Annotated in this window: 27 protein-coding genes and 1 pseudogene; 13 read left to right on the top strand and 15 right to left on the bottom strand. The window is 69.1% G+C overall.

The window, feature by feature from the left end; all coding sequences use genetic code 11:
- Positions 1 to 61: 61 nt before the first annotated feature.
- A complete protein-coding gene (locus ACZYVJ_RS17740; protein ID WP_463832219.1) occupies positions 62 to 976 on the top strand; it encodes an SDR family NAD(P)-dependent oxidoreductase in 915 nt (304 codons plus the stop codon).
- Positions 977 to 1,043: 67 nt separating this feature from the next.
- Here the strand turns inward: ACZYVJ_RS17740 and ACZYVJ_RS17735 are convergent, their stop codons facing one another.
- Positions 1,044 to 1,742, bottom strand: a complete 699-nt coding sequence (locus ACZYVJ_RS17735) for a M24 family metallopeptidase (protein WP_463832218.1) — start codon at positions 1,740 to 1,742, stop codon at positions 1,044 to 1,046.
- 29 nt (positions 1,743 to 1,771) lie between these two features.
- Here ACZYVJ_RS17735 and ACZYVJ_RS17730 point away from each other — a divergent pair, with 29 nt between their 5' ends.
- A complete protein-coding gene (locus ACZYVJ_RS17730; protein ID WP_463832217.1) occupies positions 1,772 to 2,266 on the top strand; it encodes a cupin domain-containing protein in 495 nt (164 codons plus the stop codon).
- A 409-nt stretch (positions 2,267 to 2,675) separates the two neighbouring features.
- Here ACZYVJ_RS17730 and ACZYVJ_RS17725 read toward each other — a convergent pair whose 3' ends face one another.
- Positions 2,676 to 4,127, bottom strand: a complete 1,452-nt coding sequence (locus ACZYVJ_RS17725; protein ID WP_463832216.1) for a flavin-containing monooxygenase — start codon at positions 4,125 to 4,127, stop codon at positions 2,676 to 2,678.
- The gene (locus ACZYVJ_RS17720; protein ID WP_463832215.1) at positions 4,118 to 4,597 is read right to left on the bottom strand and encodes a VOC family protein; all 480 of its coding nucleotides are present in this window, start codon (positions 4,595 to 4,597) and stop codon (positions 4,118 to 4,120) included. Before ACZYVJ_RS17720 ends, ACZYVJ_RS17725 begins: the two co-directional genes overlap by 10 nt.
- Positions 4,598 to 4,669: 72 nt before the next feature.
- Between ACZYVJ_RS17720 and ACZYVJ_RS17715 the strand changes: the two genes are divergently transcribed.
- Together ACZYVJ_RS17715 and moeA are read left to right on the top strand one after the other, a co-directional pair.
- Positions 4,670 to 5,608: an SDR family NAD(P)-dependent oxidoreductase gene (locus ACZYVJ_RS17715; RefSeq protein ID WP_463832214.1), complete on the top strand. Its 939-nt coding sequence runs from the start codon at positions 4,670 to 4,672 to the stop codon at positions 5,606 to 5,608.
- Positions 5,609 to 5,627: 19 nt separating this feature from the next.
- Positions 5,628 to 6,842: a molybdopterin molybdotransferase MoeA gene (moeA, locus tag ACZYVJ_RS17710; protein WP_463832213.1), complete on the top strand. Its 1,215-nt coding sequence runs from the start codon at positions 5,628 to 5,630 to the stop codon at positions 6,840 to 6,842.
- Between the two features lie 8 nt (positions 6,843 to 6,850).
- Here the strand turns inward: moeA and ACZYVJ_RS17705 are convergent.
- A pseudogene (locus tag ACZYVJ_RS17705) lies at positions 6,851 to 8,064 on the bottom strand (MFS transporter).
- 63 nt (positions 8,065 to 8,127) lie between these two features.
- Between ACZYVJ_RS17705 and ACZYVJ_RS17700 the strand changes: the two are divergent.
- The 3 genes from ACZYVJ_RS17700 to ACZYVJ_RS17690 are packed head-to-tail and all read left to right on the top strand — an operon-like array spanning position 8,128 to position 11,902.
- Positions 8,128 to 8,850, top strand: coding sequence for a phosphatidylserine decarboxylase (locus tag ACZYVJ_RS17700; protein ID WP_463832212.1), 723 nt, complete (start codon positions 8,128 to 8,130; stop codon positions 8,848 to 8,850).
- Positions 8,847 to 9,710, top strand: coding sequence for a CDP-diacylglycerol--serine O-phosphatidyltransferase (gene pssA / locus ACZYVJ_RS17695; RefSeq protein ID WP_463832211.1), 864 nt, complete (start codon positions 8,847 to 8,849; stop codon positions 9,708 to 9,710). The genes ACZYVJ_RS17700 and pssA overlap by 4 nt, the downstream gene beginning before the upstream one ends.
- The gene (locus tag ACZYVJ_RS17690) at positions 9,707 to 11,902 is read left to right on the top strand and encodes an AAA family ATPase (protein WP_463832210.1); all 2,196 of its coding nucleotides are present in this window, start codon (positions 9,707 to 9,709) and stop codon (positions 11,900 to 11,902) included. The genes pssA and ACZYVJ_RS17690 overlap by 4 nt, the downstream gene beginning before the upstream one ends.
- Here the strand turns inward: ACZYVJ_RS17690 and ACZYVJ_RS17685 are convergent.
- On the bottom strand, positions 11,876 to 12,472 hold the full coding sequence (locus ACZYVJ_RS17685; RefSeq protein WP_463832209.1) for a TetR family transcriptional regulator: 597 nt from the start codon (positions 12,470 to 12,472) through the stop codon (positions 11,876 to 11,878). The genes ACZYVJ_RS17690 and ACZYVJ_RS17685 overlap by 27 nt on opposite strands.
- A gap of 21 nt (positions 12,473 to 12,493) precedes the next feature.
- On the opposite strand from ACZYVJ_RS17685, the gene ACZYVJ_RS17680 reads away from it, so the two are divergent.
- The gene (locus tag ACZYVJ_RS17680) at positions 12,494 to 13,300 is read left to right on the top strand and encodes a DUF2867 domain-containing protein (protein WP_463832208.1); all 807 of its coding nucleotides are present in this window, start codon (positions 12,494 to 12,496) and stop codon (positions 13,298 to 13,300) included.
- An 87-nt stretch (positions 13,301 to 13,387) separates the two neighbouring features.
- Here the strand turns inward: ACZYVJ_RS17680 and ACZYVJ_RS17675 are convergent, their stop codons facing one another.
- From ACZYVJ_RS17675 to ACZYVJ_RS17645, 7 genes are read right to left on the bottom strand one after another with little or no spacing between them, the layout of a single operon-like run.
- Positions 13,388 to 14,206, bottom strand: coding sequence for an enoyl-CoA hydratase/isomerase family protein (locus tag ACZYVJ_RS17675; protein ID WP_463832207.1), 819 nt, complete (start codon positions 14,204 to 14,206; stop codon positions 13,388 to 13,390).
- Positions 14,203 to 15,225 carry a TIGR03617 family F420-dependent LLM class oxidoreductase gene (locus ACZYVJ_RS17670; protein WP_463832206.1) on the bottom strand — a complete coding sequence of 341 codons (1,023 nt, stop codon included), beginning with the start codon at positions 15,223 to 15,225 and terminating at the stop codon, positions 14,203 to 14,205. Before ACZYVJ_RS17670 ends, ACZYVJ_RS17675 begins: the two co-directional genes overlap by 4 nt.
- 22 nt (positions 15,226 to 15,247) lie before the next feature.
- Positions 15,248 to 15,886 carry an LON peptidase substrate-binding domain-containing protein gene (locus ACZYVJ_RS17665; protein ID WP_463832205.1) on the bottom strand — a complete coding sequence of 213 codons (639 nt, stop codon included), beginning with the start codon at positions 15,884 to 15,886 and terminating at the stop codon, positions 15,248 to 15,250.
- Positions 15,886 to 17,025: a glutamate--cysteine ligase gene (locus tag ACZYVJ_RS17660; protein WP_463833044.1), complete on the bottom strand. Its 1,140-nt coding sequence runs from the start codon at positions 17,023 to 17,025 to the stop codon at positions 15,886 to 15,888. The genes ACZYVJ_RS17665 and ACZYVJ_RS17660 overlap by 1 nt, the downstream gene beginning before the upstream one ends.
- Positions 17,006 to 17,677, bottom strand: coding sequence for a superoxide dismutase[Cu-Zn] (sodC, locus tag ACZYVJ_RS17655; RefSeq protein ID WP_463832204.1), 672 nt, complete (start codon positions 17,675 to 17,677; stop codon positions 17,006 to 17,008). Before sodC ends, ACZYVJ_RS17660 begins: the two co-directional genes overlap by 20 nt.
- 21 nt (positions 17,678 to 17,698) lie before the next feature.
- Entirely contained in the window at positions 17,699 to 18,175 is a 477-nt protein-coding gene (locus tag ACZYVJ_RS17650) for a LytR C-terminal domain-containing protein (protein ID WP_463832203.1), read from the bottom strand.
- 19 nt (positions 18,176 to 18,194) lie between these two features.
- A complete protein-coding gene (locus tag ACZYVJ_RS17645; RefSeq protein ID WP_007768412.1) occupies positions 18,195 to 18,503 on the bottom strand; it encodes a DUF3263 domain-containing protein in 309 nt (102 codons plus the stop codon).
- A 202-nt stretch (positions 18,504 to 18,705) separates the two neighbouring features.
- Here ACZYVJ_RS17645 and ACZYVJ_RS17640 point away from each other — a divergent pair, with 202 nt between their 5' ends.
- The 4 genes from ACZYVJ_RS17640 (at position 18,706) to ACZYVJ_RS17625 (ending at position 21,613) form a co-directional block, all read left to right on the top strand.
- Entirely contained in the window at positions 18,706 to 19,299 is a 594-nt protein-coding gene (locus ACZYVJ_RS17640) for a peptide deformylase (protein ID WP_463832202.1), read from the top strand.
- Positions 19,299 to 20,201, top strand: a complete 903-nt coding sequence (locus ACZYVJ_RS17635) for an N-acetylglutamate synthase, CG3035 family (RefSeq protein WP_463832201.1) — start codon at positions 19,299 to 19,301, stop codon at positions 20,199 to 20,201. The genes ACZYVJ_RS17640 and ACZYVJ_RS17635 overlap by 1 nt, the downstream gene beginning before the upstream one ends.
- Before the next feature lie 38 nt (positions 20,202 to 20,239).
- Positions 20,240 to 21,046 carry an exodeoxyribonuclease III gene (locus tag ACZYVJ_RS17630; protein WP_463833043.1) on the top strand — a complete coding sequence of 269 codons (807 nt, stop codon included), beginning with the start codon at positions 20,240 to 20,242 and terminating at the stop codon, positions 21,044 to 21,046.
- A 120-nt stretch (positions 21,047 to 21,166) separates the two neighbouring features.
- Positions 21,167 to 21,613: a hypothetical protein gene (locus ACZYVJ_RS17625; protein ID WP_463832200.1), complete on the top strand. Its 447-nt coding sequence runs from the start codon at positions 21,167 to 21,169 to the stop codon at positions 21,611 to 21,613.
- 16 nt (positions 21,614 to 21,629) lie between these two features.
- Here ACZYVJ_RS17625 and ACZYVJ_RS17620 read toward each other — a convergent pair whose 3' ends face one another.
- Entirely contained in the window at positions 21,630 to 21,896 is a 267-nt protein-coding gene (locus ACZYVJ_RS17620) for an Rv1535 domain-containing protein (RefSeq protein ID WP_463833042.1), read from the bottom strand.
- A 72-nt stretch (positions 21,897 to 21,968) separates the two neighbouring features.
- Between ACZYVJ_RS17620 and ACZYVJ_RS17615 the strand changes: the two genes are divergently transcribed.
- Positions 21,969 to 22,244: a hypothetical protein gene (locus ACZYVJ_RS17615; RefSeq protein ID WP_463833041.1), complete on the top strand. Its 276-nt coding sequence runs from the start codon at positions 21,969 to 21,971 to the stop codon at positions 22,242 to 22,244.
- Positions 22,245 to 22,248: 4 nt separating this feature from the next.
- On the opposite strand, the gene ACZYVJ_RS17610 is transcribed toward ACZYVJ_RS17615, so the two are convergent.
- Positions 22,249 to 26,121 (bottom strand): SpoIIE family protein phosphatase, encoded by a 3,873-nt coding sequence (locus ACZYVJ_RS17610; protein WP_463832199.1) that lies wholly within the window; start codon positions 26,119 to 26,121, stop codon positions 22,249 to 22,251.
- Positions 26,121 to 26,471, bottom strand: a complete 351-nt coding sequence (locus ACZYVJ_RS17605; protein WP_463832198.1) for an STAS domain-containing protein — start codon at positions 26,469 to 26,471, stop codon at positions 26,121 to 26,123. Before ACZYVJ_RS17605 ends, ACZYVJ_RS17610 begins: the two co-directional genes overlap by 1 nt.
- Positions 26,472 to 26,484: the final 13 nt, after the last annotated feature.

Below are 26,484 nucleotides of genomic sequence, written 5' to 3'. Positions count from 1 at the left end.
GTATAGTGGACACTCAACCGGAGCGCTCGCCCCGTTACTCTACGAGTTCAAGGAGCCTCTCATGGCCAAGTGGACCACCGCGGACATTCCCGACCAGACCGGCCGGGTCGCCGTCATCACCGGAGCCAACACGGGCCTGGGCTACGAGACCGCCCTTGCGCTGGCCGACCACGGCGCCCACGTGGTGTTGGCGGTGCGCAACCTCGACAAGGGCAAGGACGCGGCGGCCCGGATCACCGCCCAGAGCCCGCGCGCCGATGTCGCGTTGGCCGAGCTCGACCTGACGTCGCTGGCGTCCGTGCGGGCCGCCGCGGAACAGCTGCGCGCCACCCACGACCGCATCGACCTGCTGATCAACAACGCCGGGGTGATGTACACGCCGAAGTCGAACACCAAGGACGGCTTCGAGCTGCAGTTCGGCACGAACCACCTGGGCCACTTCGCCTTCACCGGCCTGCTGCTGGACCGGCTGCTGCCGGTCACCGGCTCGCGGATCGTCACGGTCAGCAGCGTCGGCCACCGCATCCTCGCCGACATCCACTTCGACGATCTGCAGTGGGAGCGCCGCTACAACCGGGTCGCCGCTTACGGGCAGGCCAAGCTCGCCAACCTGCTGTTCACCTACGAACTCCAACGACGGCTAGCCCCGCACGGCACGACGATCGCCGCCGCCGCGCACCCCGGCATGTCGGACACCGAGTTGATGCGCAACATGCCCGGCCCGCTGTTCGTCGCCTTCGAGCGGATCGCCCCGCTCGTCGCCCAGAACCCGGCCATGGGTGCCCTACCCACCCTGCGCGCGGCCACCGACCCGGCGGTGCTCGGCGGCCAGTACTACGGTCCCGACGGCCTCGGCCAGACGCGCGGCTATCCGACGGTCGTCGGCTCCAGCAAGAAGTCGCACGACGCCGACCGGCAGCGCCGGCTGTGGGCGATTTCCGAGGAACTCACCGGGGTGGTCTATCCCCTCGACTAGGCCTCTCGATTAGCCCGATGGTGCCGACCCGCTGCGCCCGGCGCATGCGCCGCGCTTGCGATCGGCACTAGCCCAGGTCGAGCAGCTGTTCGTAAAAGCCGCCGAAGCGGCGCGGGCGATCGACGAGGTGGATCTCGAGGATCCAGTGACAGATGCGGCCGCGCGGATCTGTGCGGCGCATCGGTTTGTTCGATCCGGGCATGATGATCCACTCGACGCCGGGGCCGGCGATCTTCTTGTGCGGAAACTCGCCGATCAGATGGCCCGCGATCCGGCTGCCCCACTCGAAGCCCTCCGAACGGGCCACCCCGACGACGTAGTCGAACAACTCGGCGCCGGTGATCTCGGGATGGCCGGCAAAGTGGTCGCGGCCGGCCTCCCACACCCGTGGCAGCGCATCACGAAGGGCCGTCTTGTGCGGGTCGTCGCCGAGCACGAATGTCCGCCCGAAATCGGCCTCCCACTCCTCGAAGATGGGACCCAGGTCCAGGAAGACGATGTCGTCTTCGGCGATCGTTCGATCCGGCGGGCGCTCGTGAAACGGCTGCAGCGTGTTCTCCCCGGCCCGCACGATCCGCCGGTGCCAGTGCCGCGTCACCCCGAACATCTCGCCGGCCAGGTCGTGGATCTGGTCGGAGAGCTCCTTCTCGGCCAGCCCGGGGCGGATCATCGCCCGCTTCTCGATCTCGTCGAACAGTTGCGTGGCTTTGTGCTCGGCGTCCAGCAGCCGTTGCACGCGAACATCTTCGGCGGTCGATCGGTCCACACCGGCGATGCTATGCGCACACTGGAACCATGTCCCTCTTCGTGCCGCCTTATCCGCCAGCCCGATACACCAAAGACGAACCGGAGATCAGTGCCTGGCTCAAGCGGGCCGAGCAGCCGCCCGACTATGAGACGTCCGGAGTCAAGTACCACTACCTGGCCAACCAACAGGACACCGGCGGCGACTACGGCCTCTACCGCGTCGACATCGCCCCGGCCGGCGGCGGCCCCCCGGCGCATTTCCACCGTGCCATGTCCGAGGCGTTCTTCGTCCTGTCCGGGACGATGAAGCTCTACGACGGCACGCAGTGGGCGGACGGCCACCAGGGTGACTTCCTCTACGTGCCGCCCGGGGGTGTGCACGGTTTCCGCAACGAGGCGGACGAGCCGGCATCGATCCTGATGTTGTTCGCGCCCGGCGCACCACGCGAGGCTTACTTCGAAGGCTTTGCGGCGCTGGCCGATATGACCGACGACGAGCGGCGGGAGTGGTTCGTCCGGCACGATAATTTCTGGGTGCAGTAAACCCTTGCATTAACCCGAAATTTGTTCCGCTGTAACGTTTCTACTGTTTGCGCCGGCAGCCGGAATCGTGGGCGTAGGGTGTGCCCGTGCGGACGAGAAAGCCGTCGAAGCGGGCTGCGGCCTGGATGCGGCAAAGAATCGATTGGTCGATGAGCGCCCCGGTGATGATCAGCCTGCGGATCAAACGCCCAAAACCCCGGAGCACACCGGACTTTCGGCCGCGCCCTTCGGCGCCGGTCGCCGTGCCGGAACGCGGCAGCGCCCGGGTGAGCGGCTATCAGCGGGGCGGGCGGGGGTACCGCGATCGGGCCCGGGCCCGCCTGTCCCTCGCACCGCCCGCGATGACGCGGCGGCCCCGCGCGTCGGGTCATCGTCGACGTTATGCTGCCGTTGCGGCTAAGGGCGCGGGTTACGGACGTAGCAGATAGTCCTCGGCGACCATGCTGCGAGTGCGCTCGAAGAATGTCCGGCCGCTATAGGGCAATTGGGTGACGACCTTCCCGCTGGGATGCCGAAAGTAGTTGGTACAGGCCAGCCAGACCTTGCCCGCCATCGCGGCCTGGATCTCGTCGTTGTAGCGGCGCTGCGCCTCGGCCGTCACCTCGACGGTGCGCGCTCCGCGACCGCCCATCACGTCGAGAATGTGCCGGATGAAGGTCGTCTGCGCCTCGTGGATATAGATGATCGAGTTGACGCCGTTGGTGTTGGGACCATACAGCACAAAGAAATTCGGATACCCGGTCACCAACGTGCCCAGGTATGCCTCCGCACCGTCACTCCAGTCATCGCGAAGGTGGCGGCCGCCGGCTCCGTACACGTCGATGCTGGCCAGATAGTCGGCGGCGGTGAACCCGGTGCCGTAAATGATGGTGTCGACGCGGTGTTCGACGCCGTCAACCGTACGCACGCCGCGTTCGGTCAGTTCGGCGATCGGAGTCGTTTCCAGGCTGACGTTAGGCAGTGTGAACGTGGGGTACCACTCGCGCGACATCAGCGGCCGCTTGCATCCGGCGGGATAGTTCGGTGTCAGCTTGGCCCGCAACTCGGGGTCGGCCACCTTGCGGGCCAGGTAACTGCGGGCAAGCTCGGTCGCTTCGAGGGTCTGTGGGTGGTCGACGTCGAAGCTGGCCGACTCGTAGGCATCGAAGGCCTCGTCGCGCAGCTTCTGCGCGGTGGCCGGTTCGCGTTCGAACAGCTCGTGCTGATCGGGGGTGAACGGGAAGTCGAATCGTGGCGCGATCCATATCGGGGTCCGCTGAAACACGGTCAGGTGTGCGGTCTTTCGCGCTATGGCAGGCACATATTGGATTGCGCTGGCGCCGGTGCCGATGGAAGCGACGCGCTCTCCGTCCGTCGGCTTGCTGTGGTCCCAGCGCGAGGAATGAAACCGGCGCCCGCGAAACCGCTTCGCGTCCAAAATGTCCGGGATGTACGGCACATCGAGCATCCCGACAGCGCTGACCACCACGTCGAAGTCGTGCTGTCGGCCGTCATCACTGGTCAGCGTCCAGCGGCGCCGCGAGTCCGACCAGCGAGCGGTGGTGACGGCGGTGTTGGCCCGCAGGTGCTTGGCGAGCTTGTGCTCGGCCGCCACCCTCTCGAGATAGGCGAGGATCTCGGGCTGGTTGGCATAGGTCTTGCTCCAACGAGGGTTGGGTGCAAAGGAATACGAGTAGAGGTGCGACGGGACGTCGCAGGCCGCGCCCGGAAAAGTGTTGTGGCGCCAGGTCCCGCCGAATCCGTCGGCTCGGTCGAAGATCGTGAAATCGTAACCCGCGTCGGCGAGCTGGATCCCCATCGCGATGCCGCCCGCGCCGGCGCCGATGATTCCGACCGAGGGCTTGAGGGCCACTACGCCCATTGCGCGAAGTACGGTCGCCCGGGCCGGCTCTTTTCCACCAGGATGAACACCACGCCCCATGGATCGACGAACCAGGTGGTACGAACCCGCGCCACGTCCGCGATTCCGCTGACCAGGAAGCGCACCCCCTTGGACTCCAGTTCAGCGCGGGTCGCGTCGATGTCCGCACAGATCAGTCCGACGTGCGAGAGCCCGGGGTCGGTCAGCGTTCGGCCGTCATCGGGAGGCCCGCTTTCGGCTCCGAGGTATTCGATCACCTCGAGCACCCCGTCACCGTCGTCTTCGAATCCGAGGATCGCCGCTTTCATGCTGGGATCGGCCACCAATTCACCCATGTCGTCACGAATGGCGTTGCCAGACATGACATATGGCGGCGAGAGGACACGCAGGCCCAGCACATCGCGGTAGAACGCCACCGCAGCGTCGCAATCCGGAACGCACACCCCTGTGTGAGCCAAACCGGTGATCACGTTCTCACCTTACGTCGTGGGGCCCACCCGCCCATCCGGCGGCGGTAGAACCGGATGAGTATGTTTTGGGCCATGCCTTCCAACGACACAGAGAACCGCAATTGGTCGGAGGGTGACGTTCCGGATCAGAGCGGCCGCGTCGTCGTCGTCACCGGCGCCAACACCGGCATCGGCTACGAGGCGGCCGCCGTGCTGGCCTACCGCGGCGCCCACGTCGTGCTGGCGGTGCGCAACCTGGAGAAGGGCAACGCGGCGCTGGCGCGCATCGTCGCCGCCTGCCCGCGCGCGGATGTCACGCTGCAGCAGCTGGATCTGACCTCCCTGGACTCGGTCCGCTCGGCCGCGGGCGCGCTGCGCGCGGCCTACCCACGCATCGACCTGCTGATCAACAACGCCGGGGTGATGTGGACGCCCAAGCAGGTCACCGCGGACGGCTTCGAATTGCAGTTCGGCACCAATCATCTGGGCCACTTCGCGCTGACCGGGCTGCTACTCGACAGCCTGCTGATGGTGCGGGACTCGCGCGTGGTGACGGTCAGCAGCCTCGGCCACCGGCTGCGGGCCGCGATCCACTTCGACGACCTGCAGTGGGAACACAGCTACGACCGGATCGCCGCCTACGGACAATCCAAGCTGGCCAACCTGCTGTTCACCTACGAGCTGCAGCGCCGGCTGGCCGCCAAGGCCGACGCGAAGACCATTGCGGTTGCGGCGCACCCAGGCGGCTCCAACACCGAGCTGACCCGCAACTTGCCCGGCCTCTTCCGGCCGGTGAAGGCCGTGCTGGGGCCGGTGCTGTTCCAGAGCCCGGCCATGGGCGCGCTGCCGACGCTGCGGGCCGCCACCGATCCGGCCGTGCAGGGCGGGCAGTACTACGGCCCGGCCGGCTTCCTCGAGCAGCGTGGCCGCCCGAAGCTGGTCAAGTCCAGCGCGCAGTCCCACGATGAGGAATTGCAGCGTCGGCTCTGGACCGTCTCCGAAGAGCTCACCGGCGTCAGCTTCCCAGTCTGACGCGCGGATAATGGCTCCGATGCGCTCAGTCGCCGAACATCAGCGGGTCGTCACCGAGTTGATTCGCGCGCGGCCGCCGCTTGCGGTCCCGCTGAGCGAAGCCCAGGGCCTGGTCCTGGCCGAGGACGTGGTGGCGCAGCTGGCTTTGCCGGTCTTCGACAACTCCGCGATGGACGGCTACGCGGTGCGCGCAGAGGACACGTCGGGCGCCACGCCCGAACGCCCGGTGGTGTTGCCGGTCGCCGAGGACATTCCGGCCGGGCGCACCGACGAACTGACGCTACGGCCCGGGACGGCGCACCGGATCATGACGGGCGCGCCGCTGCCGGCCGGGGCGACGGCCGTCGTTCCGGTGGAGGACACCGACGGCGGCGTGGACGTCGTGTCCATCCACGCGCCCCGGGATGCCGGCAGGCACATCCGCCGAACCGGTGAGGACGTCTCCCCCGGCACCACCGTGCTGCGCCGGGGTCAGGTCGTGACGCCGGCCGTGCTCGGCCTGGCGGCGGCGCTGGGAATCCCCGAGTTGCCGGTGATCCCGCGCCAGCGGGTGCTGGTGATCTCGACCGGCTCGGAGCTGGTGACACCGGGCACCGCGCTGCGGCCGGGGCAGATCTACGAGTCCAACTCGATCATGCTTGCCGGGGCCGTCCGGGACGCGGGCGCTGAGCTGGTCGCCGTCGCGACCGCGGAAGACGAAGTGGCCCAATTCAGTTCGATCATCGACCGATACGCCGGCTCCGAAAACCGAGTCGACCTGATCATCACCAGCGGCGGCGTCAGCGCCGGCGCCTACGAGGTGGTCAAGGACGCGTTCGGACGCGAGGGCGACCAGGGCGTGGAGTTCGTCAAGGTCGCCATGCAGCCGGGCATGCCGCAGGGCGTGGGACGGGTGGCCGGCGCGACGATCGTCACGCTGCCCGGCAACCCGGTCAGCGCGCTGGTGTCCTTCGAGGTGTTCATCCGCCCCGCGCTGCGCAGGGCGATGGGCCTGCCGGACCCGGACCGCCCGCACCGCACCGCGGTCCTCGCCGAGTCACTGACGTCGCCGCGGGGCAAGCGCCAGTTCCGGCGCGCGGTGCTGGGCGACGACGCCAGCACGGTCACCAGTTACGGGCCGCCGGCGTCGCATCACCTGCGCTGGCTGGCGTCGGCGAACGGGCTGCTGGACATCCCCGAGGACGTCATCGAGGTGCTTGAGGGGACCCCGCTTCAGGTGTGGGATCTGCGTTAGCGGGCTCACTAGGCCGCGGGCGTGGCCACTCCCGATGGAAGTCGTCGGCCCTGTCGAAGGCCGGGGAGCAGCGGATGGCGATGCCGACGATCGCCATCATCACCGGAATGGTGACCAGCGCCGCCGACAGTCCCACCCGGCTGGACAGGTGGCCGATCAGGGGCGGGCCCAGCAGGTAGCCCAGCCAACCGGTCGCGGCCACGATGGCGATCGCCGAGCCGGCGCCGCTCGCGCCGTAGGCCGCGCTGAAGGCGGTGGGGACCAGCAGCGCCACACCGACGCCCAGCGCGGCGAAACCGAGCACGCTGACCCAGGCGCTGGCGGCCACCAGCGTCACGCTCATGCCCGCGACCGCCACCAGCGCCAGCGCCGGGAGCAGCCGGCGACTGGACACCCGGGCGTGCAGCCGGGGCGCGCCGAACCGGGTGATCACCATGGTCAGGGTGTAGGCGGCGTAGCTCAGCGCGGCGACGCTCGGGCCGGCGCCGATCACGTTGCGCAGGTAGTTGGCCGACCAGTCGGTGGCGGCGCCCTCACACAGAAACGACGCGAACGACACGGCCCCCAGGATCGCCACCGCCGACGTCATCCAGGCCCGCTTGCCCTGGTCCGGATCCGGCGACGCCGCAACGGAATCGGCCGCGTCGGGCATCAGGTATCGGGTCAGCGGTTCCACCACGATCAGGACGACCAGCCCCAGCACCGTCAGCTGGCCGGTCAGGCCGACACCCACGCCGACGCACGCCGCACCGATCAGGGCACCCACCAGCGTCCCGACGCTCCACATGCCGTGGAACCGCGCCATGATCGGAGCCCTGGCGACCCGTTCGACCGTGCCGGCCTGGGTGTTCATCGCGACGTCCAGCGCCCCCTGGAACAGCCCCCACAACGCCAGCGCACCGAACAGCGCGGCCGCGGATCTGGACAGGCCCACCACCGCTCCGGCCGCGACATAGCCGGCCACCGTGACCGGGATCAGCCGGTGGCTGCCCCAGCGGGGCAGCGCCCAGTGGCTGAGCAGCGTGGCCACCACCGATCCCAGCGGCGCGCCGAACAGCGCCGTGCCGAGCGCCGCGTCGGACAGGCCGAGCTCGGCCTTGACGTGGGGAATGTGGGCGGCCCAGGACGAGAACACCAGGCCGTGTGCGACGAATACGGCGGTGACCGTGGCTTTCGCCCGGCGCAACTGTGTCGCCCGCCGATCGGTGCTGTGCGATTGCATCGAAGGTGGGCGTTCCCTCTGTGGGCGTCTACGAATCAGCGGCGCGCTCCGTAAGATGGCCGCGTGGCACGACGCCCCCGCAGTATCGGCCCTTCTGCTCAGGACCCGGGCTTCAGCCCGCAACACGCGCTGGAGTTGGTGCGCTCGGCCGTCCCACCGGTGCATCCTGCTGGGCGGCCGTTCATCGGCGCCGGGCTGGCGCTGGCGCTGGTCGGCCGCAGGCACCGATGGGTGCGGCGGGCGGGCCTGCTGGCCGCAGGCGCCTGCGCGGGGTTCTTCCGTCATCCGCCGCGGGTGCCCCCCACCCGGCCCGGCGTGATCGTCGCGCCCGCCGACGGCGAGATCTGCGTGATCGACTTCGCCGCCCCGCCCGCCGAACTGGGCATGGGCGACGCGCCGCTGCCGCGCGTCAGCATCTTCCTGTCGCTGCTGGACGCCCACGTGCAGCGCGCGCCGGTCAGCGGCGAGGTGATCGCCGTGCAGCACCGGCCGGGCCGATTCGGCTCGGCCGACCTGGCCGCGGCGAGCACCGAGAACGAACGCACCAGCCTGCACCTGCGCACCGCCAGCGGCGCGGACGTCATCGCGGTCCAGGTCGCCGGGCTGCTGGCCCGGCGCATCATCTGCGACGCACACGTCGGGGACAAGCTGTCGATCGGTGACACCTACGGCCTGATCCGGTTCGGCTCCCGGCTGGACACCTATCTGTCGCCGGGCTCCGAGCCGTTGGTGAAGGTGGGCCAGCGCGCGATCGCCGGCGAGACCGTCTTGGCCGAGCTGCCATGATCAGCAAGCCTCGCAGCCGGCCGGCGGTCAACCTGCAGATCCTGCCGAGCGCGATGACGGTGCTCTCCGTGTGCGCGGGGCTGACCTCGATCCGGTTCGCCCTCGAACACCAGCCCAAGGCGGCGATGGCGCTGATCGCCGCGGCCGCCATTCTGGACGGCCTCGACGGGCGGGTGGCCCGCATCCTGGACGCCCAGTCGCGGATGGGCGAGGAGATCGACTCGCTGGCCGACGCGGTGAACTTCGGCGTGACCCCGGCGATCGTGCTGTACGTGACGCTGCTGACCACGTCGCCTGCCGGCTGGGTGGTGATCCTGCTCTACGCGGTCTGTGTGGTGTTGCGGCTGGCACGATTCAATGCCTTGCAGGACGACGGCAGTCAGCCGTCCTACGCGCACGAGTTCTTCGTCGGCATGCCCGCGCCGGCCGGCGCGATCTCGATGATCGGCCTGATCGGACTCAAACTGCAGTTCGGTGACGGCTGGTGGACGTCGCCGCTGTTCCTGTGCATCTGGATCACCGGGACCTCGATCCTGATGGTCAGCAAGATCCCGATGCGCAAGATGCACGCGGTCGCGGTGCCGCCGAGTTGGGCCGCGCCCCTGCTGGCGGTCCTGGCGATCTGCGCGGCCGCGGCGGTGCTGGCGCCCTACGTGTTGATCTGGGTGATCATCGTCGCCTACCTGTGCCACATACCGTTCGCCATCCGCAACTCGCGTTGGCTGGCCGCGCACCCCGAGGCGTGGGACGACGAACCCAAGCAACGCCGCGCCACGCGGCGGGCGATCCGCCGGGCACAGCCCAACCGCCGGTCGGTGGCGCGGCTGGGCCTGCGCAAGCCGGGCAGGCGCTTGCCGTGAGTCGCTCCGGCGACGATGTACACCGCGCCGGCTCGGCCCGTCAGCTCACGCTGACCGCCCGGCTCAACACCTCCGCGGTCGACTCCCGCCGCGGCGTCGTTCGACTGCATCCGAATGCCATTGCCGCACTGGGCATTCGGGAATGGGATGCGGTGTCGCTGATCGGGTCGCGTACCACCGCGGCCGTCGCGGGCCTCGCCGGCCCGGACACGCCGGTCAGCACCGTGCTGCTGGACGACGTGACGCTGTCCAACGCGGGACTGCGCGAGGGCACCGCGGTGGTCGTCGGCACGGTCACCGTCTACGGCGCGCGGTCGGTGACGCTGTCCGGCTCGGCGCTGGCCACCCAGTCGGTCACGCCGGTCACGCTGCGACAAGCCTTGCTGGGCAAGGTGATCACCGTCGGTGACGCCGTGTCGCTGCTGCCCCGCGACCTGGGCCCGGGCACCTCGACGTCGGAGGCCACCCGGGCGCTGGCCACCGCGGTCGGCATCAGCTGGACCTCAGAGCTGCTCACGGTCACCGGCGTCGACCCCCGGGGGCCGGTGAGCGTTCAGCCCAACACACTGGTCACCTGGGGCACCGGCGTTCCGTCCGGTGCCGGGGCCGCGCCGCGGATTTCGGTCGAAGTCGCCAGGCCGGAGATGGTCGTCGAGGAACTGAAAGGCACTCAGCCGCAGGCGGCCAAGCTCGTCGAATGGCTCAAGCTGGCACTCGACGAACCGCACCTGCTCAAGACATTGGGCGCCGGCGCCAACCTCGGCGTGCTGGTGTCAGGTCCGGCCGGCGTGGGCAAGGTGACGCTGGTGCGCGCGGTGTGCGGCGACCGCAGGCTGGTCACGCTGGACGGCCCGGAGGTCGGCGCGCTGGGCGCCGAGGACCGGCTCAAGGCCGTGGCGTCGGCGGTGCAGACCGTCCGCGACGGCGGCGGCGTGCTGCTGATCACCGATGTCGATGCCCTGCTGCCGGCCACCGCCGAACCGGTGGCCTCGCTGATCCTGGGCGAGCTGCGTAACGCGGTGGCCAGCGAGGGCGTCGCCCTGATCGCCACCTCCGCGCGACCCGACCAACTCGACGCCCGGTTGCGGGCGCCCGACCTGTGCGACCGCGAGCTGGGCCTGCCGCTTCCCGACGGCGGCACTCGCAAAGCCCTGTTGGAGTCGCTGCTGCGCAACGCGCCCACCGGCGAGCTCGACCTCGACGAGATCGCCTCGCGTACACCGGGTTTCGTTGTCGCCGACCTGGCCGCTCTGGTGCGCGAGGCGGCGCTGCGGGCGGCGTCGCGGGCCAGTTCCGACGGCCTGCCGCCGGAACTTAAACAGGAGGACCTGGTCGGTGCGCTGACCGTCATCCGGCCGCTGTCCCGTTCGGCCAGCGAGGAAGTCAGCGTGGGCAACATCACCCTCAACGACGTCGGCGACATGGCCGAGGCCAGACAGGCGCTGACCGAGGCGGTGTTGTGGCCGTTGCAGCATCCAGACACGTTCGCCCGGCTGGGTGTCGAGCCGCCGCGCGGGGTGCTGTTGTACGGGCCGCCCGGCTGCGGCAAGACCTTCATCGTGCGGGCGCTGGCCAGCACCGGGCAGCTGTCCGTGCACGCCGTCAAGGGCTCCGAACTGATGGACAAATGGGTCGGCAGTTCGGAAAAGGCTGTGCGCGAACTATTTCGGCGCGCCCGGGACTCGGCGCCGTCGCTGGTCTTTCTCGACGAGGTGGACGCGCTGGCGCCGCGGCGCGGTCAGAGCTTCGATTCGGGCGTGACCGATCGGGTGGTGGCCGCGTTGCTGACCGAGCTCGACGGTGTCGACCCGCTGCGCGACGTGGTCGTGCTGGGCGCCACCAACCGGCCGGACCTCATCGACCCCGCGCTGCTGCGCCCGGGCCGGCTGGAGCGGCTGGTTTTCGTCGAGCCGCCGGACGCCGCGGCACGCGGCGAAATCCTGCGCACGTCAGGCAAATCCATTCCGCTGAGCGACGACGTCGATCTGGACGAGGTGGCGGCCGGTCTCGACGGTTACAGCGCCGCCGACTGCGTGGCGCTGCTGCGGGAGGCCGCGCTGAACGCCATGCGCCGATCCATCGACGCCACCGATGTGACGGCCGCCGACCTCGCGGCGGCGCACGAAAACGTCCGTCCCTCTTTGGATCCCACGCAGGTCGCGGCGCTAAGGGCGTTCGCCAAAGCTCTGTAGCACGGCCAGGGCAGAGGCCGCCACGTCCTTTTCGAGCCAGCTTGGCATCGGGTCGTCGTGCGCGTGCCGCCGCACCACGGCGTAGGGCAGGTCGGCTACCGCTCGCGCGACGGCGTCGACGGAGCGCGCCTGGGAGTTGCCATACAGTTGGCGGGCCAGCGCCGCGACGCGCCGCGTCAGTGGGGCGTTCATCGCGGCGAGCGTCCGCTGGAATGCCGCGTCGGGCTCGTCGTCGAGCAGGTCGCCGGGCCGGATCGTCAACAACAGCCGCGCATCGTCGGGCAGGGCGCGCGCGAAGCCGACGGCGGCCACGGCCATCGCCACGGCGGTGGCCGTAGGGGTATCACCCTCGGCCGCGAGCGCCCGCGCCTGGAAGCGCTCCAGCGCGCGCAGCCACGCCGCCGTCAGGATGCCGTCGCGGTTGCCGAACCGGTGATACAACGTGCCCGCCGGCGCACCACTGGCTTTCGCGATGGCGGCCACGCTGGCCGCGCGCGGCCCGCCGTCGAGCACCAGCGCCCGGGCTGCGTTGAGAATCACATCGGTTTCATGCTTCCGCGGAGGTGCCACGATCTAGTACATTCCTTCTATATGGAACGATTACCCTATATCGATGAGCATGCCATAACCATCGACGCCAACCCCGCAGACACGTGGGCGGCGCTGCTGCGGGTGATGTGTCGCGACCCGCACGACCCGTCGACCGTGCCCTTCGGCTTCGCCCTGGACGAGGCCCGACCACCGGCGCGATTCGCGCTCAAGGGCCGCCACTGGTTCGCCGTCTACCGATGGGTCTTCGAGCTGGACGCGCTCGACGACTTCGCCGGCACCCGGCTGCGGGCGGCCACCTGGGCGGACTTCCCCGGTATCCACGGCAAGGCCTATCGGGCGCTGGTGATCGGCACCGGCGGGCACCGCATCGTCGTGCGGCGGACCCTCAAACGTGTTGCCGCAGCGGTGCTCGACGAGCGGGCACGGACGGGTGAGACCGCGGCCGACTACGTGGACGTCTTCGAAGTGCCGATCGCCGCCGGCGACGCACGCACGGCCGAACAGTGCTTCCGTGACGGCCTCGGCGACAGGCCGGGCGCGGGCGGCAAGCTCGTGTTGTGGATCCACCGCAACGTGCTGCGGTTGAAGCTGGGCCCGGCCCGCTCCTCCGGTCACCTCATCGGCTGGCCGATCGTCCGTTCGGATCCCGACGAGCTGGTGTTGGCGACGGGCGGTCCGCTGATGCGCGGCGAGCTGACGCTGCGCCGACGCGACGGTCAACGTGCCGTCCTGACCACCAGACTGCACTATCGGCGCCGGGTCACCGCCCGGGCGGTCTGGGCGTTGATCGGCCCACTGCATCGCGTCGTGGCGCCACGGCTGATGCAGCGCAGCGCTCGCCGTTGAGGTGCGCTGGCGGGGATAAGTTAGTCGGCATGACCGAACACGCACTGTGGAACCTCTCCGAAAGGCTTTGTGCCGCAAACTGACCAGTCATGGCTCGGGAAGCGGCGTCCAGTCTCGGGACAGCTCTGCGGTGAAGCGCGGCGCACGACGATCGAGGAACGCGGCGACGCCCTCGGCGGCATCGGCGCCGCCCATCACCCGTTCGTGCAGCAGGGTTTCCAGCGCGGCGACCTGTCGCGGCGTGTAGCGATTGATTGCGCTGTCCCACAGTAGGCGTTTGCACAGCGCCGCCGCCATCGGCGCCACGTTCACCGCGATGTCGCGGGCCACGGTCAGCGCATGGTCGAGCACCTGCTCGGCGGGCAACGCGCGGTTGGCTACCCCGAGCGCGGCGGCCTCCGCACCGCCGAACGTGCGCCCGGTGAGCAGGATGTCGGCGGCCACCCCCAGGTTGGTCAGCTGGGTCAGTGTCCAGTGCGACATGCAGTCGGGCAGCACACCCCGGCGTACCTGCACCACACCGTATTTCGCGTCCTCGGCGACGATGCGGATGTCGGCCTGCAGTGCGATGGTCAGCCCGATGCCGACGGCGTGGCCGTTGACCGCGGCGATCACCGGTTTGCGCAATTCGAACGCCGCGGGGGTGATCGGCGAGGCCGAGAACGTGCCGTCGTTCGCGGGTGCGTCGAACGGGCTTGCGTCGCCGGAGAAGTCGGCCCCGGCGCAAAAGGCGCGCCCGGCGCCTGTCAGTACGATGGCCCGGACGTCGTCGTCGGCGTCGCATTCCCGGTACGCGCGGCCCAGCAGCTCACCCATCTCGGCGGTGTAGGCGTTGAGATGCTCGGGCCGATTGAGCGTGAGTACCGCGACGCCCGAATCGATTTCGACGGTCAGATCGGTGCTCATGACAGCGCGGGCACGCGGTGCAGGGCGCCGATCATGTCGGCGACCTCCGCCGGGCGCGGGGTGTAGCCCGGGAAGTAACAGCACACCTCGTCGGCGTGCTCGCCGAACCGGGTGGCGATCTGCTCAGCACACTGCTCGGGTGTTCCCACGATGCCGATTCGGGCCACCATCTCGTCGGTGATCAGCCCGCGCATCTCGGCGAAGCGGCCCCGCTTGGACAGCGCGTTGAGTTCCGGCTGCACGGCGTCCCAGCCCTCGACCTGCAGCACGGGCAGGTACGCCGGGGTGGAGCCGTAAAACGCGATGAGCGAGGCCACCCCGTTGATCGCGGACGCCAGGTCGGCCTCGTCGCGGCCGACGGCAACCATGGCCTGGGCGATGATCTGAAACTCGCTCAACGTCCGCCCCGAGCGGCGCAGCCCTTCAACTATGGCGGGCAGGGTGCGCTCGGCGAAGTGACGGGAACTGTTGAACGGCATCACCAGCAGGCCGTCGGCAACCTCGGCGGCGGTGCGTGTCATCACCGGTCCCAGCGCACCCAGCAGCACCGGCGGCGGTCCGAACGGGTTGGGGCCGGGGTTGAAGTTGGGCGCCATGATGGTGTGCGTGTAGAACTCGCCGCGGAAGTCCAAGCGGGCCTTGCCTTCCCACGACGCGAAGATCGCCTTGATCGCGCCGATGGCTTCGGCCATCCGCGGCGCCGGCCTGTCCCAGCTGCTGCCATAACGCTTCTCGATGTGCACCTTGATCTGGGAGCCGAGGCCGAGCCGGAACCGGCCGCCGCTGTAGAGCTGCAGGTCGTAGGCGGAGTGCGCCATGTGCAACGGGCTGCGCGGCGGGGCGATCGCCACATTGGTCATCAGGCCCAGCCCTGTCGTTCCGGCGGCGATCAGCAGCGGGAAGAACACGTCGTGCTGGCCTTCGAAGGTGAACAACCCGTCCGCGCCCGTCGCGACGATCTCGGCGGCACTCGCCGCCGCCTGCGCCGGTGAACCGCTGACCTGAAGCTGTACCTTCATGCACCCGTCCTTAACACGCCGGTCATTCGGAAAGCTGAAACTCCACCACCTCGGCAACCGCGTCCACGGCCTCGCGCAGCGCCACGAGGCGGTCGGCCGCCGTCGGCGCCGCCAGCACCGAATAGCGGTCGGCCGTGCCGATCGGGATGCGAGATGCCAACTCGAGCAGGCGCTTTCCCGCCGGACCGCTGCGGTCGTCACCCAGGATCACCTCGCGGCCGGGGAGCTTGATGTCGCGCGCCTGCGCGATCCGCTCGAACAGCGCCATCGCCCGGTCTTCGACGTCGAGCAGCTGATCGTCCGACACCGCAGCGCCGGGCTCGTCGGGCCACGGCGTGACCGTCGCCCGGGGGTACGGGTCGTCGGGCAGCCACTCCGACACCCGGATGCGGTCCCCGGTACGGCAATTCAGCGCGTAACGCCCGGCGCCTTGGTCGACGCATTCGGTGATCCGGGACAGGACACCGACGTCACAGCGCGCATCGCCGCCACCGACCTCACGCCCGCGCGAGATCAGTACCACCCCGAACGGATCGCCGGTGTCCATGCAGTGCCGCGCCAGCGCGCCATAGCGCGGCTCGAAGATCCGCAACGGCAGGTCCTGGTCGGGCAGCAGCGCCGTCTCCAGCGGAAACATCGCCAGCTCAAGGGGTTCCGTCATCAGATTTCCAGTTCGGCCACCAGTGCGTCGACGACCGCACGCAGGTCGCCGTCGTGTTCCTCGGCCACCCGGCGCTGCCGCTGGTAGGAGGCACCCTGCCGGGGGATGTCGGCCACCGCGGCCAGCTCGTCGACGCAGTTCAACTTCCTGGCCACCGGCTCCAGCCGGTTCAGCACGTCGTCGAGATCCTCGGTGACCAAGCGCTCGTTGCTGTCGGCGTCCAGGATGATCACCGCGTCCAGGCCGTAGCGGGCGGCGCGCCACTTGTTCTCCTGGTTGTGCCAGGGCGGCATGCTCGGCAGCGACTCGTCGGCTTCCAGCCGGCGATCCAGGTCGACCACCAGGCAGTGCGTCAGTGCGACCAGCGCGCCCAGCTCGCGCAGGTTGGACACGCCGTCGCAGATCCGCATTTCGATCGTGCCCAGGTGCGGGGAAGGCCTGATGTCCCAACGCACTTCGTCGACATGGTCGATGATGCCGGTCTTCTTCTGGTCGTAGACGAAGCGTTCGAATTCCGCCCACGTCTGGAATTGGAACGGCAGCCCCGCGGTGGGCAGTTGCTGAAACATCATCGCCCGGTTGCTGGCGTACCCGGTGTCCACACCCGTCCACCACGGCGACGACGCCGACAGCGCCAGCAGGTGCGGGTAGTAGTTCAGCAGCGACGTCATGATCGGCATCACCTTGTTCGGCGAGGAGATGCCGACGTGCACGTGCACACCCCAGATCAGCATCTGCCGCCCCCACCATTGGGTGCGCTTGATCAACTCTGCGTAGCGCGGCGCGTCGGTCAGCTTCTGAGAAGTCCACTGCGCGAACGGGTGTGCGCCGGCGCAGAACAGCTCCATGCCCCGCTCCCGCACGACGCGGCGCGCTGGAGCAATGGTCTGCCGCAGATCCTCCATGGCCTCGCCCGCGGAGTGGCAGATTCCGGTGACCACCTCGACGGTGTTGCGCAGTAATTCCTTGTGTACGCGCGGGTTTTCGCCGATCTCGGCGATCACCGCGGTGGCCTCGTTGCTCAGGTCGCGGGTGTGCGCGTCGACGAGGGCGAACTCCCACTCGACCCCGAGGGTCGGCCGTGGCGAACGGGCGAAGTCGATGTGAGTGGTGGCCCTATTAGCCGGCACCGATGACACCGCACGCCACCCGCTTGCCGGGGTCACCGGTACTCATCGTCATGTCGTTGGGGCCCGGATTGGTCTGGTTGTTGCTCCCCGATGGGGCGTTGGCGGAGCTGGCCGCACCGGCGTGAATGATGATCGCGGTCTTCTGCCCGGTGAGCAGATCCTGCATGGCGAATGCGTCCGTGGTGGTCATCAGCGTTCCGGAGCCGTCCTGGCGCACCTGCAAGGAGGGCAGGGCTCCGCTGGCCGGCTCGCCGGTGTGCCCGGGCGCCTGGAAGTGGTCACCGGCGGACAGGAAGTCGCCGGGCGCGCCGCCGGTCGGGGCCACCGAGTTGGGCTCGCACTTACCGACCTTGTGGATGTGCATATCGTGGAAGCCGGGCGTGAGCACACCGTTGGCGGTCGTCTCGATGGTGACGGTGGCGTAGCCGTTGTTGAATTCGAACGTGGCGGTGGCCACCTGGGTGCCGTCCGGCGCCTTCAAGTGCGTGATGATGCTCGGCGCCGTCGCGGGCCCGGACTCCGCAGCTTTTGCGGCCGAGGGTGACGGTGAACCGGTCCAAATCGCGGGAGTGGTACCCGGAACGGACGACACGTGCTCGGGCGACGAGCAGGCACCCAGCAGCGCGACGCCACCGGCCAGAACCAGAGGCAGCTTACGCATAGCCAGCAGCCTATCGCCTACCTAGCCCGCGACAAGGACGATGACACCCGGCGGCTCGCCGCTGAGTGCGGGAATTCGCGGTTCGACGGGCGCGCCCAGATTCTTGCCCACCGCATCGGCGGTGGCGTGCTCGTCGCCGGCGTCGGTGTAGTAGACCGTGGTGGCCGAGACGTCGGGCACCGCCAGGTTGTCCACCTTGGTGACTTTGAACCCGGCGGACGTCAGCTGGTCCTTGGTGCGCGCGCCGACACCCTCTTTCGCGGAGATGTTGTAGATCTGCACGTCGGCCTGGGTGCTGGCCGGCTTGTTGGTGGGCGACGCCGACGCCGAGCTGGTGGCACTCGCGCTGGACACCGCGGACGCCGAATCGTCGTCAGAGCTCCCGGACGAACCCAGGGCCTGCCAACCGAGCAGCAGGAAAATGACGCCGAGGAACAACAGCACCATCACCATGGCCCGCAGGGGCAGCCCGGTGGAGTCGGGAACTCGTTCTTTCATCGAGCCCTACTGTAACGAGTCAGGTCACCTCGAAGCCGAGGCGCCGCGCCGCACGTGCCTTCTGCCTGCTTGCGCGCAGCCGCCGCAGCCGTTTCACCAGCATCGGGTCGGCGGCCAGGGCCTCAGGCCGATCGACGAGCGCGTTCAGCACTTGGTAGTAACGCGTCGCCGACATCGAGAACAACTCCTTGATGGCGTCTTCCTTCACACCGGCGAACTTCCACCACTGTCGCTCGAAGGCCAGGATGTCGTGCTCGCGGCGGGTCAGCCCATCTGCGATCTCAGAGTCGTCCCCCGATCGATTTGCCCGCGCCATGGCGCTGTCCATATAGCTTCCCCTGGACCCTTCCGGCGAATTCCGAACTGCTCGAATGACTTGACTTAGCTATGGGCGTCTTTCGGCGAATATTGAAACACGCGCCAAACCCTCAAGCCGTCATCCAGACCCGCGAGTCGGCCGATTGGCCAAGATTGCCCAGACTCCGATCGCAGGCTGAGCGGCCCGCGGACGTGCGGTAGCTTAGCCGACCATGGCAGTCGTTCCGATCCGCATCGTGGGAGATCCCGTCCTGCATACCCCGACACAGCCGGTGCCGGTCGCTGCCGACGGTTCACTGCCGGCGGATCTGGCCGAGCTGGTCGCGGATTTGTACGACACGATGGACGCCGCGCACGGGGTGGGGCTGGCGGCCAACCAGATCGGGGTCGGCCTGCGGGTCTTCGTCTACGACTGCGCCGACGACCGGGGCCGCACGGAGCGCCGCCGCGGTGTCGTCGTCAACCCCGTCCTGGAAACCTCCGAGATACCCGAGACCATGCCCGATCCGGAGAACGACGACGAGGGCTGCCTGTCGGTGCCCGGCGAATCCTTCCCGACCGGCCGCGCCAAGTGGGCCCGCGTCACCGGACTCGACGCCGAGGGCCAGCCGGTCTCCATCGAAGGCAAGGACCTGTTCGCGCGGATGCTGCAGCACGAGACCGGGCACCTGGACGGCTTCCTCTATCTGGACCGCCTGATCGGCCGGCACGCCCGCAGCGCGAAACGCGCCGTCAAATCCCACAACTGGGGTGTGCCCGGCCTCTCCTGGATGCCCGGCGAGGGACCGGACCCCTTCGGTCACTGATGGTTTCGTGGCCCGACCCGGGAACCCGGGTGACGGTTCGCTATCGCCGCCCGGTCGGTTCGGTGCCGCCGTTGACCGACGCGGTCGGCCACCTGCTGGCGGTCGAGCCGATGGTGCGGGTGCAGACGAAGACCGGCGCGGTTGTCGAGTTCGCACCCTCCGACGCGATCGCGCTGCGGGTGCTCACCGATACCCCCATCCGCACCTCGCAGATCCGCGCGCTCGAGCATGCCGCCGCCGCGGCCTGGCCGGGCGCGGAGAATTGCTGGCTGGACGGCTGGCTGCTGCGGGCCGGCAACGGCGTCGGGTTCGCCGCCAACTCCGCAGTGCCGCTGGACCTTTCGGCCCAGCTGAGCACCGTGCCGGCGATCGTCGACTGGTATGAACGCCGCGGCCTGACGCCACGACTGGCCCTGCCCGATCGGGTGCTGCAGCCGCAGCCCGGGCTGACCAGCGAACGCGCGGAACTGGTTGTGGTGCGCGATCTTTCCGACATGGCCGCCGGCGATGCCGGCCCGTCCCCCACCCTGTCGGCGCGCCCCGACGACGCATGGCTGCGCATGTCCGGCGGCGACATTCCGGTTGACGTGCTCACAGCCGTCCTCGGCGGTGAGCTCGCGTTCGCAAGGCAGGGCGACGCAGCGGTCGCGCGCGCAGCGGTAACCGGCGCACCGGATGGCGCGCGCTGGGTTGGCATCTCGTGCGTGCGCTCCGCCGACGAGCGGACGGCGGCGGACTTGTGCGAGGCGTTGCTGGCGTGGGGCGCCGGGCGCGGCGCGACGCGCGGCTACCTGCGGGTGCCCGAGACCGGCGCGACGACGCTTGCCGCGGCGCTCGGATTCCGGCTGCACCACCGCCGCCGCTACATATCGGTGCGCCCGGGCGGCTGGGATAGCGTCTAGCCATGCCCGACGGGACGATTGATGGCGGCGACCCGCCGCTGCGGCTGGCCACCTGGAACGTCAACTCGATTCGCTCCCGGCTGCCCCGCGTCATCGACTGGCTGGCCCGCGCCGAGGTCGACGTATTGGCGATGCAGGAGACCAAATGCTCCGACGGCCAGTTCCCCACGCTGCCGTTCTTCGAACTCGGCTACGAGGTGGCCCACGTCGGTTTCAATCAGTGGAACGGTGTGGCGATCGCGTCGCGGGTCGGCCTCGACGATGTGCAGATCGGCTTCGACGGCCAGCCCAGCTGGAGCAGCAAGCCCGAAGTCGCCGCCGCCGCGGAGGCGCGCGCCCTGGCCGCCACGTGCGGCGGCGTCCGGATGTGGAGCCTCTACATCCCCAACGGCCGCGCCCTGGGCGACCCGCACTACACGTATAAGCTCGAATGGCTTGCCGCACTACGTGATTCGGCGGAAGGTTGGCTGCGCGAGGATCCCACCGCCGCAATCGCGCTGGCCGGCGACTGGAATATCGCCCCGCAAGACGACGACGTCTGGAGTATGGAGTTCTTTGCCGGCGCCACGCATGTCTCGGAGCCGGAGCGCCGCGCGTTCGAGGCCATCGTCGAGGCGCAATTCGCCGACGTGGTGCGCCCTTTCGCGCCGGGTCCCGGGGTCTACACGTACTGGGACTACACCCAGCTGAGGTTCCCCAAGCGACAAGGCATGCGCATCGATTTCATCTTGGGCTCACCGGCTTTGGCGGGCCGCGTGATCGACGCGCAGATCGTCCGTGAAGAACGCAAGGGCAAGGCGGCCAGCGATCACGCGCCGGTGCTCATCGATGTAAGGCGTGACTAGCCACGCCCGTCACGGCCGGGCGTCACATTTTGCTCAGGCAAATTTGGTGCGGCTTCTCGTTGTCTGCGCGATGGCTTGGTGGCAGGCTTTACAAATTAGTAGCAAGAGCAGGGAGTCATCATGAGTGTCATCGGCGGAGCAGTCCGAGGCGTGAGTCAGGCGGTGAACCGCGCGGCGACCGCGACGACCGCGGCCGCCGGTGCCGTGGGTGGCGCGGCGGTCAACGGAGTCATCGGCGGCGTCACCGGCGCCGCGGAGGGCGTCAAGCGCGGGATGAACAGCGGCAGCCACTCGACGCCCGCGGCCGCGCTGGCCTTCGGCGCGCTGGGCGTCGCCGGATTGGTGGAGTGGCCGCTGCTGCTGGCGGTCGGCGGCAGCGCCCTGCTGTTGCAGAAGCTCAGCCGCAAGCAGGAGGCCGAGCCACGCGCGGTCAAGGCGAACCTCACGGCGGTGCCGGCGGAGTCGGCGCCGCAGAAGTCGGCCCCCGCGAAAACCCCGAGCAAGTCCACGGCCAAGAAGACGGCCGGACGCCGGGCGGGCTCCACGGGGTTGCGCAGCACCAATTAGGCGAACCGGCTGCTGATCAACCGGTCGCTTGCTTGTACACCGCCGAAGCCAGTCGCGGCAACGGTCGGCGCACCACGGGATCTTTTGCGTGGGCGGACGGATCCGGACAGATCGGGCCCCGAACCACCCGGGGCCGCGCGTTCGCGCCGCGACGAGGCGACCGATCGCTGTGCCGGATCTCGACAACTCCGACGCGCCACAACAGCGCATAGAGTTCGAGTAGCGGCACCCTCAGCACCGAAGCAAACGATGAAACTAAAGGATCGCCCCCGGTGTCGGTCATCGTCGACATAGGTCCGACGGTGGACGCGCGACCCAGCGAGATGGGAAACCCTTCGTTACCGAAAGGCAAATGATGGCGGAAAAGAAGTCGCGGCGCGGCACACCCCAGCGCGAGGCGGTGGAGAAGATCCGCGAGGGTGAGACCTTCGCGGTGAACCTCCCGGCGATCGGCCAGGTGGAAATCCCCAGGCCAGAGCAGTTGGCCTACTTCGGTGGCCTGGCGGCCCTGGCGGCACTCGAACTCATCGACTGGCCGGTGGCCCTGGTCATCGCCGCCGGACACTTCCTGGCAAGCAACCACCACAACAAGCTTCTGGAGGAACTCGGCGAGGCGATGGAGGAGGCCTGACCGGTCAGCTCGTCGCTGATCTTCCCGCGATCGCGCGGTCGAATCGCAGGGTGACCCGAGTGCCGGCCGGGGTGCGCAGCGTGTCGACGTCATCGGCCAGTCCGCTCATCAGCGTGAGTCCCCGCCCGCGGCGCCGGTTGCGCAGGCTGGCGGACGAATCACCGATCCACTGGCCGGTATCGCTGACGGTGATGCTGACGGTGTCCTGACGCAGGAACGCCTCGATGGACACCGTCTGGCGTGGCTCATTGCCGCTGCCGTGTTCGATCGCGTTGGTGACCGCTTCACCGGTTGCCAGCAGGATGTCCGTTTCGCGAGGCGGCTCGACGCCGATGGTCTTCAACCAGTCCCGCAGCTGTTCGCGCGCGACGGGAATCTGCGCGGGCGCGGCCGGCGCTACCGTCGCGAAGCTGCCGGCGGCAAGGTGGCTTGGCCGCAGGGCGAGCACCACGACGTCATCGCGGTAGCCGGACGGCGGGGCCAGCCGGGCCAGCAGCTCCGCACAGACCGATTCCACCGGCAGGTCGGCGCACTGCGCCGCCGCCTCTTGCAGGCGGGCGAAGCCGTCGTCGAGCGTTTCGCCCGGCCGTTCGATGAGTCCGTCGGTGTAGAGCAGGATCAGACCGCCCGGCGGCAGTTCCGCCGTCGCGGTGTCGCCGGTCGGTTTGTCCGCGGCGCCGTGGGCCCCGTTTCCCGTCACCGACACCGGGGCGCGCCGGCCCGATTCCAGATAGGTGGCCTGCCCGTCGGGCAGCACCAGCAGCGGATACGGGTGCCCGGCGCAGCTGTAGCTGACGGTGGCACCGCCCCCCTGGCTTGCGGTGTCGATCAGCGCATAGGCCACCGTCGCGCAGCGCGCACCGTCGACGCTGGCGCCGTACCGGTCCAGCGAACCCAGCACCGCGTCCGGCTCACCCGCGGTGAGCGCGGACGCCGCCACCGCGGCACGCAGCCTGCTCATCACGATCGCCGCGGCCAGCCCGTGGCCCACCACGTCGCCGACCGATATCGCGATCCTGCCCGGGTGGTCCAGCGGGGTAACCGAATACCAGTCACCGCCGACTCGCATCGCCTCCCCCGCCGGCTGGTACACGGCCGCGACGACCGCTGCGGTGGAGCCGCGATCCAGATCGAGCAGGTGCTCTTGAAAGTCAATGGCGATCTCGTGTTCGCGGGCCATCAGACGCACCCGTTCCACGGCCGACGACGTCAGCTCGGCCATGCGGCCGAAGGTGTCGAGGTCGGCGGCGTCGAATTGCCGCGGTGCGGGCCACAACAACGCCAGCACCCCCAGAATGCGACCTGAGCTGTCCCGCAGCGGATGGGTCACGCAGGCGCGGATGCTCGCCGCACTGTCCTGGACCGCGTGCTCGTAGCGCGGCGGCAGGTCGAACGTGTCGGAAACGATCATCGACTCGCCCGTGCGCGCGACGTTTGCGCCGATCAACGGCGCATCGAGTGCAACGACGTGATAGCGGTCGCGAAACTCCGTCGGCAGATCGCCCGCGTATTCGAACCGCAGGTATTGCTCCCCGTCGAGTTCGCCGATCGCGACGGCGCCGGCGTCGCCCGAGCCGAACGAGGAACCCAGCAGTGCATCCAAGATTCCCGCGACCGACTTGGTGCCCTGCAGCGCGGAGTCGAGGTGCACCAGCTCCGAGGCCAGGCGAGACTGCGCCTCGCGACGCTGCCGCTCACGCTCCCGGCTCACCGCGGACAACCTCGATGTCACCCGGTCGATCAGCTCCTGCGATCGGAAGGGCTTGGGCAGGTAGTCGTCGGCGCCGCCGGCGTAGCCCTCGTTGACCGCCTCCGCACCGGCCCGGGCGGACAGCATCAGGATTGGCGTCGCCGCCAAGTCCGGGTCCGCGCGAACGGCGGCCACGAATCCGAAGCCGTCGAGCCCGGGCATCATCACGTCGGTCACGATCGCGTCGGGGCGTAGGTTGCGGGTCGCGGCCAACGCCGACTCGCCGTCGCCGACCAGGACCGTCTCCCAGTGGGTCGACAAGACCCGGTCCAGGTGTGCCCGCATGTCGGCGTTGTCATCGGCGATCAGTACCAGCTGGCGGGCCGTCTCGGGCGCGGCAGCAACGGGTTCGGCGGCCGACATCACCCACTGACTGGCCTCGGCGACATAGGGATTGGTCTCGTCCGGCCCGGCGGGCGACGAGTCGACGACCGCGCCCGAGACCGATCGCGGCACCCGGATGGTCACGGTTGTGCCATGGTCCAGTTCGCTGTCGATCGCCACCGTGCCCCGGTGCAAGTCGACCAGCCCGCGGACCAGCGACAACCCGATCCCGGTGCCTTCGACGCTGCGGCCGCGAACGTTGTCGGCCCGGTAGAAACGCTCGAACAGCAGGTTCAGATCCTCGGCGCCGATCCCGACGCCGGTGTCGCGCACGGCGATCACGCAGTCCCCCGATTCGGCTCGCACCCGCACCGAAATCGTGCCCTGCAGCGTGTATTTGACCGCATTGGACAGCAGGTTGAGAACGATCGTCTCCCACATGGCCGGGTCGACGTCGGCCAGGGCCGGCGCACAGTCCAGCTCTAGCTCGAGCCCGGCACGGTGACACAGCTCGGTGAACGACGACGCGATCTGGGCGGTGAGCGCGCCGACGTCAGTGCACACCAGCTTCGCGTTGGCCCGGCCGGCCTCGATGCGGGAGAAGTCGAGCAGAGAGTCGACCAGGCGCTGCAACCGCCGCGCGTTGCGTCCCGCGGTGGTAAGCCGCTCCGCGAGAACGCTTTCCGGCGCCGCGTCGGACAGTGCGTCGTCCAGCGGTCCGAGCAGCAGGGTCAGCGGGGTGCGGAACTCGTGGCTCACGTTGGTCAGAAATGCGGTCTTAGCCCGGTCCAGTTCGGCTAGCGCATCGGCTCGGTGCCGTTGCTGCTCGTAGGAGACGATCGAGGCGAATGTCGACGTCAACTGGTCGGCCAGCAGCTGGCAGAAACCGCGGAATTGCGTGTCCAACGGGCGTCGCGGGTTGGCGCCGACCACCAGCGCCCCCGCGGTCGAGGCTTCCCCCAGCGGCAAGACCAGAGCTTCCTGCGGACAGTCGGCGCCCAGCGCTTCTTCGATCCCGGGGATCGCGACCGCCACGTCGCCGATGACCTGCGCCTCGGCCCGGGATCGGGTGGCCGCATCCCAGTCCGTCAACTGCCTCAGTTCGCTTGGCAGCAGCGCCAGCGCCGAGGGCGTCGCCCCGCGCAGCGTGACGCCCCCAGTCTCGCCGGCCGCGACGTACACGGCGATGAACGACAGGTCGGCGGACTGGCCGGCGCAGATCCTGACCGCGACGCCGACCGCGTCGTCGATGCCGCGGCTTTCGACTATCGCGGAGGCGACCGTGTTGAGCAGATGCAGGCGGCGCTCGCTCAGCACCCGCTCGGTGGTCTCGTAGGAGGGACAGAAGATTCCGATGGGTTTTCCGTCGGCGCCGATCAGCGGGCTGTAGGTGAAGGTGAAGAACCGCTCGACGCGCCGGCCGGCGGTCACCATCGGCAGCATCAGGTCCCGCGACCAGGTCGCCTCACCGGTCGCGACGACGCCGGAAAGCATCGGGGCGATCGAATCCCAGATGTCCCACCACACCTGGCGGCCGGGCTGCCCCAGGGAGTGCGGATGCTTGTCACCGAGGATCTCGATGTAGGCGTCGTTGTACACGACGAACAGATCGTCGGTGCCCAGCCACAGCACGAGCGGGAACCGCGACGCAAGGGTCGTGGCGACCGCCGCCCGCATCTCGCCCGGCCAGTCCCGCGGCGGACCCAGCGGATGAGCGTCCCAGTCGTATTCGGCGAACCGCCGGCCCATCTCACCGCCCAAGGAAACGGCAGCGGCCAGATCAGCCGGCAGTCGCGAGTTCATCACCGTCTTCGCTGCAATGCCGCGGACCGGGTCGGGTAAATGTCGAAGACCCGGTCCAACTCGGTAACCTGGATAGGCCTGAGCACTTGGTCATGGTCGGCGACAAGTCGAACCCCGCTTCCGGCGGCTTTGGCGCCCTCATGACAATCGAGCACCGCGTTCAACGCCGCGCTACCGAAGAACTCAACGGCCAGCAAGTCGATCACCACCGCGCGTACCGGCTGCGTCGAGGCGAGCCCGAGCGCGGTGGTCAGTTGAGCGGAAAGCTCCCCGACGTTACTGGAGTCGACATCGCCTTTGACGCTCACGATCACTGCGTCGTCGTGAGCCTCCTGTTCGACCGCCAACAAACTTCATGCCTTT

The sequence above is a fragment of the Mycobacterium sp. IDUB_3 genome (assembly GCF_055419585.1).
Note: the sequence above shows the minus strand (reverse complement) of the source record. Positions and strands in the feature narration are given on the sequence as shown.